15 protein-coding genes and 1 tRNA gene are annotated in these 15,166 nt (G+C 67.1%); 4 read left to right on the top strand and 12 right to left on the bottom strand.

Annotation, left to right across the window (positions count from 1 at the left end):
- Window positions 1-2: 2 nt before the first annotated feature.
- Both VAR608DRAFT_RS18175 and VAR608DRAFT_RS18180 read right to left on the bottom strand, forming a co-directional pair.
- Complete coding sequence (locus VAR608DRAFT_RS18175; RefSeq protein ID WP_088955324.1) at window positions 3-884, bottom strand: ABC transporter permease; 882 nt, start codon at window positions 882-884, stop codon at window positions 3-5.
- A complete protein-coding gene (locus tag VAR608DRAFT_RS18180; protein ID WP_088955325.1) occupies window positions 881-1,831 on the bottom strand; it encodes an ABC transporter permease in 951 nt (316 codons plus the stop codon). Before VAR608DRAFT_RS18180 ends, VAR608DRAFT_RS18175 begins: the two co-directional genes overlap by 4 nt.
- 134 nt (window positions 1,832-1,965) lie before the next feature.
- On the opposite strand from VAR608DRAFT_RS18180, the gene VAR608DRAFT_RS18185 reads away from it, so the two are divergent.
- On the top strand, window positions 1,966-2,259 hold the full coding sequence (locus VAR608DRAFT_RS18185; RefSeq protein WP_088955326.1) for a YfhL family 4Fe-4S dicluster ferredoxin: 294 nt from the start codon (window positions 1,966-1,968) through the stop codon (window positions 2,257-2,259).
- Window positions 2,260-2,265: 6 nt separating this feature from the next.
- Here the strand turns inward: VAR608DRAFT_RS18185 and VAR608DRAFT_RS18190 are convergent, their stop codons facing one another.
- The 8 genes from VAR608DRAFT_RS18190 to VAR608DRAFT_RS18225 form a co-directional block, all read right to left on the bottom strand.
- Window positions 2,266-2,715 (bottom strand): hypothetical protein, encoded by a 450-nt coding sequence (locus tag VAR608DRAFT_RS18190; protein ID WP_088955327.1) that lies wholly within the window; start codon window positions 2,713-2,715, stop codon window positions 2,266-2,268.
- A gap of 30 nt (window positions 2,716-2,745) precedes the next feature.
- The gene (gene pth / locus VAR608DRAFT_RS18195) at window positions 2,746-3,378 is read right to left on the bottom strand and encodes an aminoacyl-tRNA hydrolase (protein ID WP_088955328.1); all 633 of its coding nucleotides are present in this window, start codon (window positions 3,376-3,378) and stop codon (window positions 2,746-2,748) included.
- An 84-nt stretch (window positions 3,379-3,462) separates the two neighbouring features.
- The gene (locus VAR608DRAFT_RS18200; protein ID WP_088955329.1) at window positions 3,463-4,116 is read right to left on the bottom strand and encodes a 50S ribosomal protein L25/general stress protein Ctc; all 654 of its coding nucleotides are present in this window, start codon (window positions 4,114-4,116) and stop codon (window positions 3,463-3,465) included.
- Window positions 4,117-4,210: 94 nt separating this feature from the next.
- A complete protein-coding gene (locus tag VAR608DRAFT_RS18205) occupies window positions 4,211-5,185 on the bottom strand; it encodes a ribose-phosphate pyrophosphokinase (RefSeq protein WP_088955330.1) in 975 nt (324 codons plus the stop codon).
- A 78-nt stretch (window positions 5,186-5,263) separates the two neighbouring features.
- A tRNA-Gln gene (locus VAR608DRAFT_RS18210) sits at window positions 5,264-5,340 on the bottom strand.
- A gap of 42 nt (window positions 5,341-5,382) precedes the next feature.
- A complete protein-coding gene (gene ispE, locus VAR608DRAFT_RS18215) occupies window positions 5,383-6,267 on the bottom strand; it encodes a 4-(cytidine 5'-diphospho)-2-C-methyl-D-erythritol kinase (RefSeq protein ID WP_088955331.1) in 885 nt (294 codons plus the stop codon).
- Window positions 6,264-6,761 (bottom strand): lipoprotein insertase outer membrane protein LolB, encoded by a 498-nt coding sequence (locus VAR608DRAFT_RS18220; protein ID WP_088955332.1) that lies wholly within the window; start codon window positions 6,759-6,761, stop codon window positions 6,264-6,266. Before VAR608DRAFT_RS18220 ends, ispE begins: the two co-directional genes overlap by 4 nt.
- A complete protein-coding gene (locus tag VAR608DRAFT_RS18225; protein WP_088955333.1) occupies window positions 6,758-8,584 on the bottom strand; it encodes a tetratricopeptide repeat protein in 1,827 nt (608 codons plus the stop codon). The genes VAR608DRAFT_RS18220 and VAR608DRAFT_RS18225 overlap by 4 nt, the downstream gene beginning before the upstream one ends.
- Window positions 8,585-8,664: 80 nt before the next feature.
- Here VAR608DRAFT_RS18225 and mutM point away from each other — a divergent pair, with 80 nt between their 5' ends.
- The 3 genes from mutM (at window position 8,665) to mutY (ending at window position 12,594) form a co-directional block, all read left to right on the top strand.
- Window positions 8,665-9,480: a bifunctional DNA-formamidopyrimidine glycosylase/DNA-(apurinic or apyrimidinic site) lyase gene (mutM, locus tag VAR608DRAFT_RS18230; protein WP_088958849.1), complete on the top strand. Its 816-nt coding sequence runs from the start codon at window positions 8,665-8,667 to the stop codon at window positions 9,478-9,480.
- 89 nt (window positions 9,481-9,569) lie between these two features.
- Window positions 9,570-11,531 carry a dynamin family protein gene (locus tag VAR608DRAFT_RS18235; RefSeq protein WP_088955334.1) on the top strand — a complete coding sequence of 654 codons (1,962 nt, stop codon included), beginning with the start codon at window positions 9,570-9,572 and terminating at the stop codon, window positions 11,529-11,531.
- Window positions 11,521-12,594 (top strand): A/G-specific adenine glycosylase, encoded by a 1,074-nt coding sequence (mutY, locus tag VAR608DRAFT_RS18240; protein WP_231973547.1) that lies wholly within the window; start codon window positions 11,521-11,523, stop codon window positions 12,592-12,594. The genes VAR608DRAFT_RS18235 and mutY overlap by 11 nt, the downstream gene beginning before the upstream one ends.
- A gap of 17 nt (window positions 12,595-12,611) precedes the next feature.
- On the opposite strand, the gene rapZ is transcribed toward mutY, so the two are convergent.
- Both rapZ and recN read right to left on the bottom strand, forming a co-directional pair.
- Entirely contained in the window at window positions 12,612-13,487 is an 876-nt protein-coding gene (gene rapZ, locus VAR608DRAFT_RS18245; protein ID WP_088955335.1) for an RNase adapter RapZ, read from the bottom strand.
- The gene (gene recN, locus VAR608DRAFT_RS18250; protein WP_088955336.1) at window positions 13,484-15,166 is read right to left on the bottom strand and encodes a DNA repair protein RecN; all 1,683 of its coding nucleotides are present in this window, start codon (window positions 15,164-15,166) and stop codon (window positions 13,484-13,486) included. Before recN ends, rapZ begins: the two co-directional genes overlap by 4 nt.

Consider the following 15,166-nt stretch of genomic DNA (forward strand, 5'->3'; position numbering starts at 1 on the left):
GCTCAGCGGGCGCGTGCGAGTCGTGGGTCGAGCAGGTCGCGCAGGCCGTCGCCCAGAAGGTTCAGGCCCAGCACGGCGAGAGCGATCGCCACGCCGGGAAAGACCGCGAGCAGCGGCGCCTGGAACATCATGGTCTGGGCTTCGCTCAGCATGCGGCCCCACGAAGGCTGCGGTGGCTGTGTGCCGAGGCCGAGGTAGGAGAGGGCGGCTTCGGCGAGGATCGCGATCGCGAAGCGGATGGTGATCTGCACGATCAGCACCGCCGAGATGTTGGGCAGCACGTGCTGCATCGTGATAGCGAACGAGCCCTTGCCGCAGGCGCGCGCCGCCGCGATGTACTCGCGCGACCAGATCGCGTTGGCCGATGCCCGCGTGATGCGTGCGAAGGTCGGGATGTTGTAGATGCCGATCGCGATGATCGCGTTGACGATGCCCGCGCCGAAGACGGCGGTCATCATGATGGCCGACAGGATCGCGGGGAAGGCCATGGAGAAATCGGCGAAGCGCATGATTGCTTCCTCGACCCATCCGCGCCGCGCCGCCGCGAGCAGGCCGAGTGCCGTGCCGACGGTCAGGCCGATGCCGACCGCGATCACGCCGACGAGGATCGATGCGCGCGCCCCGACGAGCAGCAGCGACGCGACATCGCGGCCGAAGGTGTCCGTGCCGAGCCAGTGCGTGGCGCCGGGCTTCTGGAGCTTGCTCGCGATGTCCATCTCGTAGGGCGACCAGGGCGTCCACACCAGGGACACCGCGGCGGCCAGCAGCAGGAGCAGCGTGAGCACGGCGCCGACCACGAAGCTGCGATGGTGCATCGCGCGGCGCCAGAAGCCGGGGACCTGGAGGGCGGCGCCGCTGGGCACCGCAACAGGGACTGCGCTCATATGTCGTGGGCCTTGATGCGGGGGTCGATCACGGCATAGAGCACGTCGACGACGAAATTGACGATCACCACCATCGCCGCCAGCAGCATCACGCAGTTGCGCACCACGATCAGGTCGCGGTTGCTGATGGCCTGGAAGATCAGGCGGCCGAGCCCCGGGAGGTAGAACACGTTCTCGACCACGATCGTCCCGGCGAGCAACTCGGAGAACTGCATGCCCATCACCGTGATGACCGGGATCAGCGCATTGCGCAGCACATGGCGCCAGAGCACGGCGCGCTGCGACACGCCCTTGGCCCGCGCGGTGCGCACGAAATCCTCGCGCATCACCTCGAGTACCGCCGAGCGCGTGATGCGGGCCAGGATCGCGGCCTGGACCACGGCGAGCGACAACGCGGGCAGCAGCAGCGACTTCAGCCCGGCGAGGATGCCTTCGTCCCAGCCCTCGAAGCCGCCGGCGGAGAACCACTGCAGCTGCACCGAGAAGACCAGGATCAGCAGGATCGCGAACCAGAAATTGGGGATCGCGATGCCCACCTGGGTGAGGCCCATGAGGCCGACGTCGCCGAGCTTGTTGTGACGCGCCGCGGCCGTCACGCCGACCAGCAGCGCGAGCACCGTGGTGAAGGTCATCGCCAGGAGCGCGAGCGGGATGGTCAGCGCGAGCCGTTCGAGGATGAGGTCGATGACCGGCGAGCTGTAGGCGTAGCTGTCGCCGAGATTGCCGGTGAGGAGGCCGCCGATCCAGTGCCAGTAGCGGTTCCAGGCGGGCTGGTCGAGGCCGAGCTTGGCTGCGAGTGCCGCCACCGCATCGGGTGAGGCATCCGGACCCATCAGGATCTGAGCCGCGTTGCCCGGAAGGATCTCGAGCACGAGGAAAACGATGATGGAAGCGCCGATCAGTGTTGCGATCAGCGTCACGAAGCGCTTGAACAGGAACAAACTCATAAGGCGGGGCGCAGCATAACCGCAGTTACGCAACGACCGTGCCCGTGATTGCCTGGGGCGGCGGCGCTTGCACGCGCTGTGGGGGCATCCGGCGCTGACGGGCGGGCGCCGGCCGCCGGGTCGATAATCGCGCCATGGCCCTCATGATCACCGACGAATGCATCAACTGCGATGTCTGCGAGCCGGAGTGCCCGAACGACGCGATCTCCATGGGCGAGGAGATCTACGAGATCGACCCGCACAAGTGCACCGAATGCGTCGGCCACTTCGATGAACCGCAGTGCGTGCAGATCTGCCCGGTTGCGTGCATCCCGGTCAATCCGGCGCACGTCGAATCGCGCGAAACCCTGTGGCAGAAGTTCCAGCGGCTCACGGCCGCCAAGGAAGCGGACGAGGCGGGTTCCACGGGTGCCGCCTCGGTGTCCTGAAGCCGGCTAGTCGCCGGAATTCTTCTTTTCCGCCTTCTTCGATTTCTTCTTTTTCGGCACCGCGTCCTGGCCGGTCTGCATGCTGGCGTAGAGCACTTCCTTCTTGCCCTTGCGCGGCGCCGAATCCCTGCCCGGGGTCATGTTTCGCGGGGCGTTGTCGATCACGGCCGGCCGGTTGCCTGCACCCGCTGCCTCGAGTCGCCGGCGATCGCCCTCCATGCGATGGGCTGCCGTGTGGGCATCGCGGATGGTGTCGTCGGCGTCGCGTTTCTGGCGGGCGTCGCGGGTGTCGTCGACGTCGATCAGCCGGCCGCCCTTGCAGGGCTGATCGGTGTAGGTATTGCCGCAGCGCCAGATGCCGCCGCCCTCGGCCGCGACGGCGCTCCAGGGGCTGTACGTCGCCATGAGCAGCGCGGCACAGCGTCCGGCGATGGTTGTGGTGTGTGACAGCTTCATTCTTGTTTCTCCCTTCCGTCTCTTCTTCCGCTAGCCCGCGGCGGGTTCGGCCCCGCCGTCGGGCTCTCGCCTCGGCGGTTTGGGGCGAGGCGGCTTGCTCGTGTGGATGAGCAAGGTCGCCTTGTCCATCTCGCCGGCCACGAGGGCCGGGAATGCATGGAGCGTGCGGACGATCGCGTCGTCGATGGCCTCCCTCTGTTCCTTCAGCGGCTTCTTCAGCACCCAGCTCACCACCTCGGACTTCACGCCCGGATGGCCGATGCCGAGCCGAAGGCGCCAGTAGTCCCCGGTGCCGAGCTGCGCATGGATGTCGCGCAGGCCGTTGTGGCCGGCATGGCTGCCGCCCAGCTTCAGCTTGGCCTGGCCCGGCACCACGTCGAGCTCGTCGTGCACCACGAGGATCTCCTTCGGCTCGATCTTGAAGAAGCGGGCCAGCGCGGCGACCGACTTGCCCGAGACATTCATGAAGGTCTGCGGCTCCAGCAGCCAGAGCGGCTTGCCGTTCACCTGCGTGCGCGCCACCAGGCCGTGATACGAGCGCTCCGGCGTGAGCGTGAGCTTCAGGTCGCGCGCGAGCGCGTCGATCCACCAGAAGCCGGCGTTGTGCCGGGTGGCTTCGTATTCCGGACCGGGATTTCCGAGGCCGACGAACAACTTGATCATGCGTGGATTATGTTGGCTCTGCGTTTGCCCAAAACAAAATGGCCCGCACGGGGCGGGCCATCGCAAACGCAGGGGATGCGCGAATTACTTCTTCTTGGCGGGAGCCTTGGCTTCCGTCTTGGCTGCGGCCGGAGCGGCTTCGGCTGCTGCGGCGCCTTCAGCGGGCGCTTCTTCCGCAACCAGCGGCGACACAGCGGACACCACGACCGGGTTGCCCTTGCCGTGGGCCACGAACTTGAGGCCCTTCGGCAGCTTGATGTCCTTGACCGTGACGGTCGCGTTCTTGGTCAGGCCTGAAAGATCGATCTCGATGAACTCGGGCAGGTCGGCCGGCAGGCAGCTGACTTCGATTTCGGTCATCACGTGGTTCACGAGGTTGTGATCGAGCTTGACGGCCGTGGACTCTTCCTCGCCCTTGAAGTGCAGCGGCACCTTGACGGTCATGCGGGTGCGGGCGTCGACACGCTGGAAGTCGACGTGCTGCACGAGCGGACGGAAGGGGTGGTACTGCACGTCACGCAGCAGGACCTTCGAGACCTGGCCGCCGAGTTCCATCTCGAGGATGGACGAGTGGAAGGCTTCCTTCTTGAGGGCATGCCACAGCGCGTTGTGATCGAGTTCGATCAGTTGGGGCTGGCCTTCACCACCGTAGACGATGCCGGGCGTCTTGCCCGAGATGCGCAGACGGCGGCTCGCACCCGTACCCTGCTTGGCGCGCTCAAAAGCGACGAATTTCATAACTCAACTCCTGTGGAAGTCGACCGCGACCAGTGCGACTCCGGTTTAAAAAAGGCTTCCCGAAGGAAGCCCGGCTTTTGCTCGGATCAGGATCTCAGAAGAGGTTTTCCTGGTCGGAGAACAAACTCATGACCGACTCGCCCTTGGCGATGCGCTGGATCGTCTCGGCGATCAGCGGTGCCACGGACAGTTGGCGAATCTTGGCGCAACCCGTCGCACCGGCGGAGAGCGGGATCGTGTTGGTCACGACCACTTCGTCGAGCGCGCTGCCCTTGGCGATGCGCTCGATGGCCGGACCCGAGAAGATCGGGTGCGTGCAGTAGGCGTACACCTTCTTGGCGCCGCGTTCCTTCAGTACTTCGGCCGCTTTGACCAGCGTGCCGGCCGTGTCGATCATGTCGTCCATGATCACGCAGTTGCGGCCGTCGATCTCGCCGATGACATGCATGACTTCGCTCACGTTGGCGCGCGGACGGCGCTTGTCGATGATCGCGAGGTCGCAATTGAGCTGCTTGGCCAGCGCGCGGGCGCGAACCACGCCGCCGACGTCGGGCGAGACCACGATCAGGTCTTCGTAGTTCTTCTGGCGCAGATCGCCCAGAAGGACCGGGGACGCGTAGATGTTGTCGACCGGGATGTCGAAGAAGCCCTGGATCTGGTCGGCGTGCAGGTCCATGGTCAGCACGCGCGCCACGCCCACGGTTTCGAGCAGGTTGGCGACCACCTTGGCCGAGATCGGCACGCGGCTCGAACGCGGACGGCGGTCCTGGCGGGCGTAGCCGAAATAGGGGATCACGGCACTGATGCGCTCGGCCGATGCGCGCTTGAGCGCGTCGACCATGATGAGCAGTTCCATCAGGTTTTCGTTGGTCGGCGCGCAGGTCGACTGGACGACGAACACGTCGCGCGCCCGGACGTTCTGGTTGATCTCGACGGTGACTTCGCCATCGGAGAAGCGACCGACACGTGCGGCGCCCAGCGAAGTACCGAGGTGCTGAGAAATCTCAGCGGCAAGCCCTGGATTGGCATTGCCGGTGAAAACCATGAAATCAGGGTTATGAGCCTGCATGAGCGTCCCGGCTAAGTGCATCCGGCAATGCGAAATGGCCCTTTGGAGGAGCCGCCAACAATCTTGTGAATGAAGATTTGGCAGGGGAGAAAGGATTCGAACCTTTGCATGCTGGAATCAAAATCCAGTGCCTTAACCAGCTTGGCGACTCCCCTACACAGGTCAGTGGCCAATGCCACTCACCGATATATGTCGCATCAGACCGCAGAGCGCTCTGAATTCTGGACCGCCCACCCCACCAGAGGATGAACAGCCAGATTGCTGCACTTGCGAACCTGCCACCCCTTTGGGGCCTCGGCCAATTCTGCATCATGCCGCATTGCCGCGAACACTGAACTTCCAGAGCCGGTCATGCGCGCCTCCAACCCTTGAGACCCGAGCCAATCGATGGCTTGGGCGACCGCGGGACAGAGCCTCTCTGCGACCGGCTGCAGGTCGTTATGACCGAAGTCAAAGCGAAAACTGTCTGCTCTCGCTTCACTGTATGCAGCAAAGCCAGAGAGTATAGCAGCAGGAGTCGCGCGTTGGAGGTCCGGCGCTGAAAAAATATCTCGCGTGTCGATGCCCCGGTCCGGCTTGACCACGGCGAAGCGCCCCGGCGGCAGCGAGACCGGTGTGATTTCCTCGCCGATTCCCTCGACCCACGCGTTGTGTCCGCGCAGGAAGAACGGCACGTCCGCGCCCAGGCCGAGCCCGATCTGCTCGAGTCTTGCGAGCGGCAGATCGAGGCCCCAGAGACGGTTCAGCGCCAGCAGGCAGGTCGCGGCGTCGGAAGATCCGCCCCCCATTCCGGCCTGTGCCGGGACCTCCTTGGCAACGCCGATGTGTACGCCCTGCGTGATCCCGGTGAGGCCTTGCAACGCCCGCGCGGCGCGCACGACGAGATCGTCCGCGGGCAGCGGCGTGGTCAGGTCCTCGCGCGTGATCCGGCCGTCGTCCCGGCGTTCGAAATGCAGCGTATCGCTCCAGTCGATCAGCATGAATACCGACTGCAGCAGGTGGTAGCCGTCCGCACGTCGGCCGGTGATGTGCAGGAAGAGGTTCAGCTTGGCCGGTGCGGGGAGGTCGTAGATGGCCTTCATGCGGGCTCGAACACGATGCGAAGGTCGGCGCGCGGCCCGGGCGATTCGCGCGTTGCCTGCAGCTTGCCGGCGCCGATCTGGGACAGGTCCGGCCGCCAGCCGGGCACGCGGTCTTCGCGGCCCGCGAGCCAGCCGAAGAGGGCTGCGACCGGGATCGCCGCGCCGGTGGCGGCCTCGATCAGCGCGTCGACCGAGTCGTAGCGCCGCGTTTCGGTGCCGTTCCTGAGCAAGGCCTCGCCCGGCGCCCAGTGAAGCTGTGCGAGCGTGTTGCCGATCGGGCTCGTGAGCGTGAGCTCGCCGGCCTGCGGTGCACCGCGCAGCTCGAACAGCGCCGAGAAGGTCTGGGCCGGCTGGCTGTCGATCCGCAGCGAGAGCCGTCCGCTCCATGCTTCGATCTCACCCGGTCCGGCTTGCTTCGACGTGCCCGGCGTGGCGCAGCCGGCGACCGCGAGCGCCGCGGCGCAAGCCGACAGCAGCAGGGCTCGCCGGTTCAAAGCTTCACGCGCAGGCGCTTGAGCGTTTCCTGCAGCGTCTCGTTGTCGGCATCGGCGAGGTTGGCTTCCTTCCAGATGCTGAGCGCCCGGTCGCGCTGGCCCGCGGTCCACAGGACTTCGCCGAGATGCGCGCCGATCTCGGGGTCGGGCCGGCGCTTGTAGGCGTCCTCGAGGATCTTCACGGCCTCGGTCGTGTTGCCGAGACGGAACTCGACCCAGCCGAGGCTGTCGGCGATGAAGGGATCGTCCGGCGCGAGCTGGACTGCCTTCTGGATCAGCGTCCTCGCCTCTTCGAGGCGCACCTTGCGATCCGCGAACGAATAGCCGAGCGCGTTGTAGGCGTTCTGGTTGTCGGGCTTGAGCTCGATCAGCCGGCGCAGCAGGCGCTCCATGTCGTCGAGATGGTTCAGCTTCTCGGCGACCATGGCCTGGTCGTAGATGAGATCGGTGTCGCTCGGTGTGGCGGCGCTCGCCTGGCCCAGCATGTCGTAGGCGGCCTGGTACTGCTTGGCGTCGCGCAGCAGCTGGACCTCGGCGAGGAACTTCTCACGCTTCTCGTCGGGCGTGCGCTCGGGCAGGCTGCGCACGAGCTCCCGAGCCTGGGCCAGCTTGCCCTGACGGGCCAGCAGCGTGGCCCGGCGGACCTGCGCAGCGAGCAGGTCGTCGGAGTTGTCGATGCGCGCCAGCCAGCTGTCGGCAGCCGCGAAATCCTTGCGCCGTTCGGACAACTGGGCCATCAGCAGATAGGCCTGGCTCAGGCCTCGTTCCTTGGCATCCTGGTCGCGCTGCATTTCGGCGAGCGACATGTACTTGCGCAGGGAAGCCTCTGCCGCTGCGTCCTGGCGTGCCTGCGCCTGCAGGCTGCCAAGCAGCAGCCAGGGCTCCGGCAATTCGGGCTTGGCTGCCGTGAGTTTCGAAAGCTCCGCGGTCGCATCGGCGTAGCGGCGGCCTTCGACCAGCACGCGCGCATAGGCGATGCGCATCTCGGGTTGTGCCTTCGGGCCCTCGAGATAGCGCTTGACGATCGGTTCCGCCTGCGGCTGCGAGGGCTCCATCAGCTCCAGTGCGAGCAGCGCCGGGCCTTCCGAAGACGGGTCCATCGCCTGGCCCTTGATCGCCGCTTCGAGTGCGCCAGCGGGGTCGCCGGCCGCAAGCTTGAGCCGGCCCACGGTCCCCCACGCCGCACCGCCGGTGGCGGGGTTCTTGAGCTCGTCGGCGAGCGCCTGTTCGACGACCGAAGCGGCAAGCTTCTTGTCGGTCGCGCGGCTGTAGTTGCGCGCGATCACCGCCATCAGGAAGGGGCGCTCGACCTGCGGAGTGGCCGCGATTTCCGCGCGAAGCGGCTCGACCGTTTCGCCGATGCGGTTCAAAGCGATCAGGATCTGGAGCTCGAAGCGCCGCGCATCGCGCGAATTCGGAATGGTCTCCTTCCACGCCCGGGCCGCGGTGAGCGCCGCATCGCCGGAGCGCGCCTGCAGTGCGATCTCGACCGCGCGCTGGAACAGCTTGTCGTCGCGCGAACGCCGTGCCGCATCGAGGATCAGGCCGTAGCCGCCGCCAGGGTCGCCGCCGCGGGCGTTGAGTTCGCCCATCAGCACTTCGTAGAAGAGATCGGCGGTCATCGCGGAAGGCTCCACCACCGGCTTGTCGGGGGCAGGCGCGGTCGCTTCCGGGGTGGCCGCAGGTTCGGCGGGCTCGATGATCGGTGCGGGGCTGGTGGGGGCGGCGGGTGCCGGGGGCTCTGTCTGGGCCTGCACGGCAAGTGCGACCAGAGCCGTGATTGCGGCCGCCGCGAGGCGGGATCGGCGGAGCGAAAGATTCATCGAATCATAATAATCCACGCTTCTTAAACGAGAGCCAGCCACGCCGGATGCGGCGTGATTCGCGTCAGGCTTTCCCCGTCATGCCCGAACTACCCGAAGTCGAAGTCACCCGCCGCGGTTTTGCCGATCGCATTGCCGGCGCCCGCATCGAGGCGGTTCGCGTCGGCAAGCCCCTCAGGTGGGCGCTTTCGGTCGATCCGGGGCTGCTCGTCGGACGCACGGTCAAGGGCGTGCGCCGGCGCGGGAAATACCTGCTGGTCGATCTCGACGTGGGGCTTCTGCTGCTGCACCTCGGCATGTCCGGCAGCCTTCGCTTCGATGCGTCGCTGCCGGCCGCCGGCGCGCATGACCACTTCGATCTGGTGACCAGCCGCGGCACGCTCCGCCTCAACGATCCGCGCCGCTTCGGCGCCGTGGTCTACGTGGAGGACGAAGCATCGCCGCTCGCCGGCAAGCTCCTGGGCGGGCTCGGCATGGAGCCGCTCGGCGACAGCTTCGATTTCGACGCCTTCCACGCGGGCTTGCGCAGGCGGCGGGCACCCGTGAAGCAGGTGCTGCTCGCCGGCGACGTGGTGGTGGGCGTCGGCAACATCTATGCGTCCGAAGCGCTTTTCCTGGCCGGCATCCGGCCCACGCTGGCCGCTTCGCGCATCAGCAGGCCGCGGGCGCTTCGCCTGCATGCGGCCATCCGGGACATCCTCGCGCGCGCCGTCGAGCGCGGCGGCAGCACGCTGCGCGACTTTTCCAATGTCGATGGCCAGAGCGGCTACTTCCAGCTCGAAGCCACGGTCTACGGCCGCGCCGGCGAGCCCTGCAGGGTTTGCGCAACGCCGATCCGCCAGTTGCGGCAGGGGCAGCGCTCGACGTATTTCTGTCCGACGTGTCAAAAGTCATGAGACCATTCGTCGGTAGTGGCTTCTGGAGTGGTTTGCGCAGGCCTGCCCGGTGCTACCATCTTTTGTAAATTGTTTTTACATTTACGCCGTTGACCGCTTCCTTCACTCAGCAGTTCGACCAGCACGGCGCCTGGCGGCGTAATTTCGCGCACCGCCTGAAGTGGCTGACGCGCTGGCTCAACGAGAACGAGCTGCTGAACCAGAGCGTTGCCGAACGGTTGCGCGACGTCGAGACGCAACTGCGCACCAGCAAGGTCATGGTCGCATTCGTCGCGGAGTTCTCGCGCGGCAAATCCGAGCTGATCAACGCGATCTTCTTTGCCGGTTATGGCCGCCGGATCATGCCGGCGAGCGCAGGGCGCACCACGATGTGCCCGACCGAACTGGGCTACGACCCGGCCCACCCGCCGAGCCTGCGGCTGCTGCCGATCGAGACGCGGCTCGAGCCGCACTCGCTGGTCCACTGGCGCGACGAGCCGGCGCGCTGGGCCCACATCGACATCGACGTCGACAACGCCGAACTGCTGTCGCAGGCCATGAGCAAGGTCGCCGAGGTCCGCTGGGTCCCGGTGGACGAGGCGAAGGCGCTGGGCTTCTGGAGCGACGACGTACCCGACGACAACCCGGTGCCGGATTCCGACGGCCGCGTCGAAATCCCGCGCTGGCGGCATGCGGTGCTGAACATGCCGCATCCGCTGCTGGAGCAGGGCCTGGTGATTCTCGACACGCCGGGCCTCAACGCGATCGGCGCGGAGCCGGAGCTCACCGTGAGCCTGATTCCGCAGGCGCATGCCGTGGTCTTCATCCTCGGCGCCGACACGGGCGTGACGCGATCCGATCTCGCGATCTGGCGCGAGCACCTGGTCACCGAGGGGGACGCCGGCGAAACGCGCATCGTGGTCCTGAACAAGATCGACACGATGTGGGACATCCTGAGCACTCCGGCCCAGGTCGATGCGCAGATCCAGCGCCAGCGCAAGGGCGCCGCCGATGTGCTGGGCGTTCCCTTGACGCAGGTGCTTCCGGTCTCCGCGCAGAAGGGATTGCAGGCCAAGATCCGCCGCGACGTGCCGCTGCTGCAGGCCAGCCGTCTTCCCGCGCTCGAGGCCATCCTCGGCGAGGGCTTGCTCGGCAAGCGCGAAACGATGCTGCGGCTGGCCGTGGATGCCAGCATCGGCGCCCTGCGGACCGAGGCCACCCGTATCCTGAACGTGCGCCAGCGCGACCTGTCGGAGCAGGCGCTCGAGCTGCAGGGGCTGCGCGGCAAGAACAGCTCCGTCATCCGCCACATGCGCTCGCGCATCGAGCAGGAGCAGTCGGAATTCGAAGGCAGCAATACGCGCATCCTCGCGTTGCGCTCGGTGCAGGGCAAGCTGCTGCGCGAGGTCTATGCGGTGCTCGGCAGCACGGCGCTGAAGGCGGACATGGGCCATCTGGCGACCGCGCTGAAGCGGCGCGGCATCAAGTTCAACGTGCGCAAGGTCTACGGCGAAACCTTCGATGCGTTGCGCAATAACCTGCGCGAGGTCCAGGCGACCACTGCTGAGATCCAGTCGATGCTGCACGCGACCTTCCGGCAGCTCAATGCGGAGCACGGCTTCACGTTGCAGGCGCCGCCCGAGCCGGACCTGACGGACTTCGAGCAGCAGCTCACGCAGATCGAGCAGAGCCATGTGCACTACCTCGGCGTCGGCAACATGCTCAAGCTCGCGCAGCCCGATTTCTGCGACAAGCTGGTTCGCGCGCTCGCGAGCCGGCTGCGTGTGGTCAACGAAGCGGCGATGACCGAAGTCGAGCGCTGGAGCAAAGGCGCAGGCGCGCAGCTCGACGCGCAGCTCAAGGAGCGGCGCCGCACCTTCACCAAGCGCATCGAAGCGGTCGAGCGCATCCAGGGCGCGGCAGGCAATCTCGACGAGCGATTGGCCGAGCTCGCCGCACAGGAGCGCGATCTCGCCGACCTGCACCACCGGCTGGAGGAGCTCACCGCGGTGCTCTTGAACCACGAGGCGCCGAACGCCGCTTCCTACCGTAGCGAACTCAGTGCCGCCTGACGACCTGCGGTCGGCAGCGCATCGCATCGCGCCGACCTTTGCCGACAATGTGGTTGCGTGGCAGCGAAGCCACGGACGTAGCGAACTGCCGTGGCAGAACACGCGGGACCCCTACCGCGTCTGGCTGTCCGAGGTGATGCTCCAGCAGACCCAGGTGTCGACCGTGCTGGGTTACTTCGCGCGATTCCTCGATCGCTTTCCGACGGTGCAGGCGCTTGCCGCCGGGACCGAGGACGAGGTGTTCGCACTCTGGAGCGGGCTCGGCTACTACAGTCGCGCGCGCAACATGCATCGCTGCGCGCAAGAGGTGGTATCGCGCTTTCGCGGCGAATTCCCGCGCAAGGCGGCCGAGCTGCAGACCTTGCCCGGTATCGGCCGATCGACGGCCGCGGCGATCGCGGCCTTCTGCTTCGGCGAGCGCGTGGCGATTCTCGACGGCAACGTGAAGCGCGTGCTCTCGCGCGTGCTCGGCTTCGATGGCGATCTCGCGTCCGCGGCGCAGGAGCGCGCCCTCTGGAACGAGGCAACCGAACTCCTGCCACCAGCCTCCGAGGCTCGCGCGATCGGCCGCTACACGCAGGGTCTGATGGACCTGGGCGCCACGGTCTGCCTGCCGCGCAAGCCGAGCTGCATCATCTGCCCGGCTGCCGATGCGTGCGCGGCGCGGAAAGAGGGCGCACCCGAGAAGTACCCGGTCAAGACCCGCAAGCTGCGCCGGACCTCGCAGTCGCTGTGGATGCTGAATGCCCGCGATCCAAAGGGGCGCGTGTGGCTCGAAAAGCGCCCGGCGCGCGGCATCTGGGCCGGCCTCTATTGCCTTCCCGTCTTTGAAAGTCGCTCGGCGCTGTTGGATGAACTGGCGGCCGCGGATCGCCAGTCCGCGCGCGACGAAGCGGGCTTCGTGCATGTGCTGACCCACAAGGATCTTCACCTGCATCCAATATCGGTCGTGTGCAGCGAGCCGCAGGCCGGCCTGTCGGGCGGCGGCTGGTTCGACGATCGCGAGTGGCCGGCGCTCGGGATGCCGGCGCCTGTTCGCAAGCTGCTGACCGGCGGCGGCTGATTCGGGCGATCGGGCGCTCAGACCCCGTCGAGTTCGCGGTGCCGCTTGAGGGCGCCCCACTTCGTTGCGAAGGCGCGTGCGAGCTGTTCCACGAGGAAGACCGAGCGATGCTGGCCACCGGTGCAGCCGATCGCGACGGTGACATAGCTGCGATGGTCCTTGGCGAGCGCATCGAGCCAGCGTTCGAGGAACTGCTCGATGTCGCCGTACATGCGCGCGACGTCGTCGTGTTCGCGAAGCCAGTCGATCACCGGCTGGTCGCGACCGGTCAAGGGCCGCAGCGCGGACACGTAGTGCGGATTCGGCAGCATGCGGACGTCGAAGACGAAGTCCGCATCGAGCGGCACGCCGCGCTTGAACGCGAAGGATTCGAACACCAGCGTGAGCGTGCTCTGCGGCGCCGCCACCAGCGTCTTGATGTAGCTCTGCAACTGGGCGGGCCGGATGATGCTGGTGTCGATCACGTCGGCGCCATCGCGCAGGTCCGCGAGCAGCTCGCGTTCGAGCTCGATGGCCTGTGTCAGTGCGCGCTGCTGGTCCGGCACGTCGGTGCGGCCTTCCTGGCGCGACAGCGGGTGCCGCCGCCGGGTTTCGGAAAAGCGGCGCAGCAGCGCATCGGTGGTCGAGTCGAGGAACAGCGAGCGCAGCGACACGCCCTCTTGACGCAGGCCCTCCAGTTGTTGCGGCACGAGCGGCAGCGACACGCCGCTTCGCACATCCATCGCGATGGCCACGCGCGCAGTGTGCTGCTGCCGCTGCAACGCGACGAAGGGCGTGAGCAGTTCGGGGGGCAGGTTGTCGACGCAGTAGTAGCCCGCGTCCTCGAGCGCATGAAGCGCCACGGACTTGCCGGAACCGGACATCCCGGTGATCAGGACGAGGTCGAGGCTCACGATGAAGTCTCCGCCGTCTTCGCACCCAGCATCTCGCGTGCATGCGCCAGCGAAGTCTGCGAGACGCGCTCGCCGCCGAGCATGCGCGCGATTTCCTGCGTGCGGCCCTCGATGTCGAGGATCGTGACGCTGCTTTCGGTGCGAGTGCCTTCCGGGCCCTTGGCGCTGGTCTGGCGCTTGGCGACCACGAGGTGGTGATCCGCACATGCGGCCACCTGCGGCAGGTGCGTGACCGCGAGCACCTGGCGGTCGCGGCCGAGCTGCTTCATGAGGCGGCCCACGGTCTCGGCGACCGCGCCACCGACGCCGGCATCGACCTCGTCGAAGATCAGCGTCTGCGCGGCGCCGAGCTCGCTGGTCGTCACCGCGATCGCGAGCGCGATGCGCGACAATTCGCCGCCGGATGCGACCTTGCCGATCGAACGCGGCGTGCTGCCGGCATGCCCGCTGACGAGGAACGCGATGTCTTCGAGGCCGGAGCGTGCCGGCTGGGCGAGCGCTTGAAGGGCGACTTCGAAACGCCCGCCTTTCATGCCGAGTTCCTGCATGGCTTGCGTGACCGCCTGCGCGAGCTTGGGCGCGGCTTGCTTGCGGGCCTTGCCGAGCGCCTTCGCTTCCTTCATGTAGGCCTGTTCCGCGGCCCGCTCCGCCCGCTCCAGCGCGTCGAGGTCGCTCTGCGCATCCAGTGCCTGCAGTTCGGACTGCCAGCCGGCCAGCAGGGCGGGGAGTTCCTCGGGCTGGCGCCGATAGCGGCGCGCCAGCGACATCCACAGGCCCATCCGCTCGTCGAGCTCGGCGAGCTTTTCGGGGTCGGTGTCGGCCTGCCTCAGATAGCCGTGCAGCGAATGTGCGGCGTCGGAAGCCTGCGCGACGCTCGAGGCGAGGACTTCGCCGAGGGCCTTGAATTCCGGCTCGATGTGCTCGCAGTTCTGCAGCAGCGCGACCGCCCGGCTCAATGCCGCCAGCGCACCGTTGTCGTCGTCTTCGAGCGCGTTGCAGGCACCCTCGGCCGCATCGATCAGTGCCTGCGCGTTCGAGATTCGCGCGTGGGCGGCCGAGAGTTCTTCCCACTCGTCGGCGCCCGGCGCGAGCTTCATCACTTCGGAGACTTGCCACTGGAGGCGCTCGCGCTCGCGCTGCAGCGTGTCCTGCGCCGAGCGTGCGCTTTCGAGTGCGGCGATGGCCCGCCGCCACTCGTGCCAGGCGGCGTCGAGCGCGTCGGTGCTTGCGCCGGCATAGGCGTCCAGCAGGCCGCGCACCGCATCCGGACGGGTGAGGCTTTGCCACGCATGCTGGCCGTGGATGTCGAGCAGGTGGTCGCCGAGCTCACGCAGCTGCGCTGCGGTGGCCGGGCTGCCGTTGATCCAGCCGCGGCTGCGTCCCTGGAGATCGACGGTCCGTCGCAGCAGCAATCCTTCGCCCGGCTCGAAACCGCCTTCGTCGAGCCAGCCGTTCAGCGCCGGGTCGGCATCGAACTCGGCGCTCACGTCGAGCCGTTCGGCGCCTTCGCGGATGGCGCCTGCATCGGCGCGATTGCCGAGTGCCAGCTGGAGCGCATCGATGAGGATGGACTTGCCGGCGCCTGTTTCGCCGGTCAGGACGGTGAAGCCGGGGGACAGGTCGAGCTCCAATGCGCGCACGATCACGAAATCGCGCAGGACGATGCGCCGCAATGCCAT

This window comes from Variovorax sp. HW608 (genome assembly GCF_900090195.1).
GTDB lineage: Bacteria > Pseudomonadota > Gammaproteobacteria > Burkholderiales > Burkholderiaceae_C > Variovorax.

Bases quoted from the DNA above. Each gene is read 5' to 3' on its own strand.
- VAR608DRAFT_RS18175 (WP_088955324.1), bottom strand. From the start codon at position 884: ATGAGCGCAGTCCCTGTTGCGGTGCCCAGCGGCGCCGCCCTCCAGGTC.
- VAR608DRAFT_RS18180 (WP_088955325.1), bottom strand. From the start codon at position 1,831: ATGAGTTTGTTCCTGTTCAAGCGCTTCGTGACGCTGATCGCAACACTG.
- VAR608DRAFT_RS18185 (WP_088955326.1), top strand. From the start codon at position 1,966: ATGGCCCTCATGATCACCGACGAATGCATCAACTGCGATGTCTGCGAG.
- VAR608DRAFT_RS18190 (WP_088955327.1), bottom strand. From the start codon at position 2,715: ATGAAGCTGTCACACACCACAACCATCGCCGGACGCTGTGCCGCGCTG.
- pth (WP_088955328.1), bottom strand. From the start codon at position 3,378: ATGATCAAGTTGTTCGTCGGCCTCGGAAATCCCGGTCCGGAATACGAA.
- VAR608DRAFT_RS18200 (WP_088955329.1), bottom strand. From the start codon at position 4,116: ATGAAATTCGTCGCTTTTGAGCGCGCCAAGCAGGGTACGGGTGCGAGC.
- VAR608DRAFT_RS18205 (WP_088955330.1), bottom strand. From the start codon at position 5,185: ATGCAGGCTCATAACCCTGATTTCATGGTTTTCACCGGCAATGCCAAT.
- ispE (WP_088955331.1), bottom strand. From the start codon at position 6,267: ATGAAGGCCATCTACGACCTCCCCGCACCGGCCAAGCTGAACCTCTTC.
- VAR608DRAFT_RS18225 (WP_088955333.1), bottom strand. From the start codon at position 8,584: ATGAATCTTTCGCTCCGCCGATCCCGCCTCGCGGCGGCCGCAATCACG.
- mutM (WP_088958849.1), top strand. From the start codon at position 8,665: ATGCCCGAACTACCCGAAGTCGAAGTCACCCGCCGCGGTTTTGCCGAT.
- recN (WP_088955336.1), bottom strand. From the start codon at position 15,166: ATGGCATTGCGGCGCATCGTCCTGCGCGATTTCGTGATCGTGCGCGCA.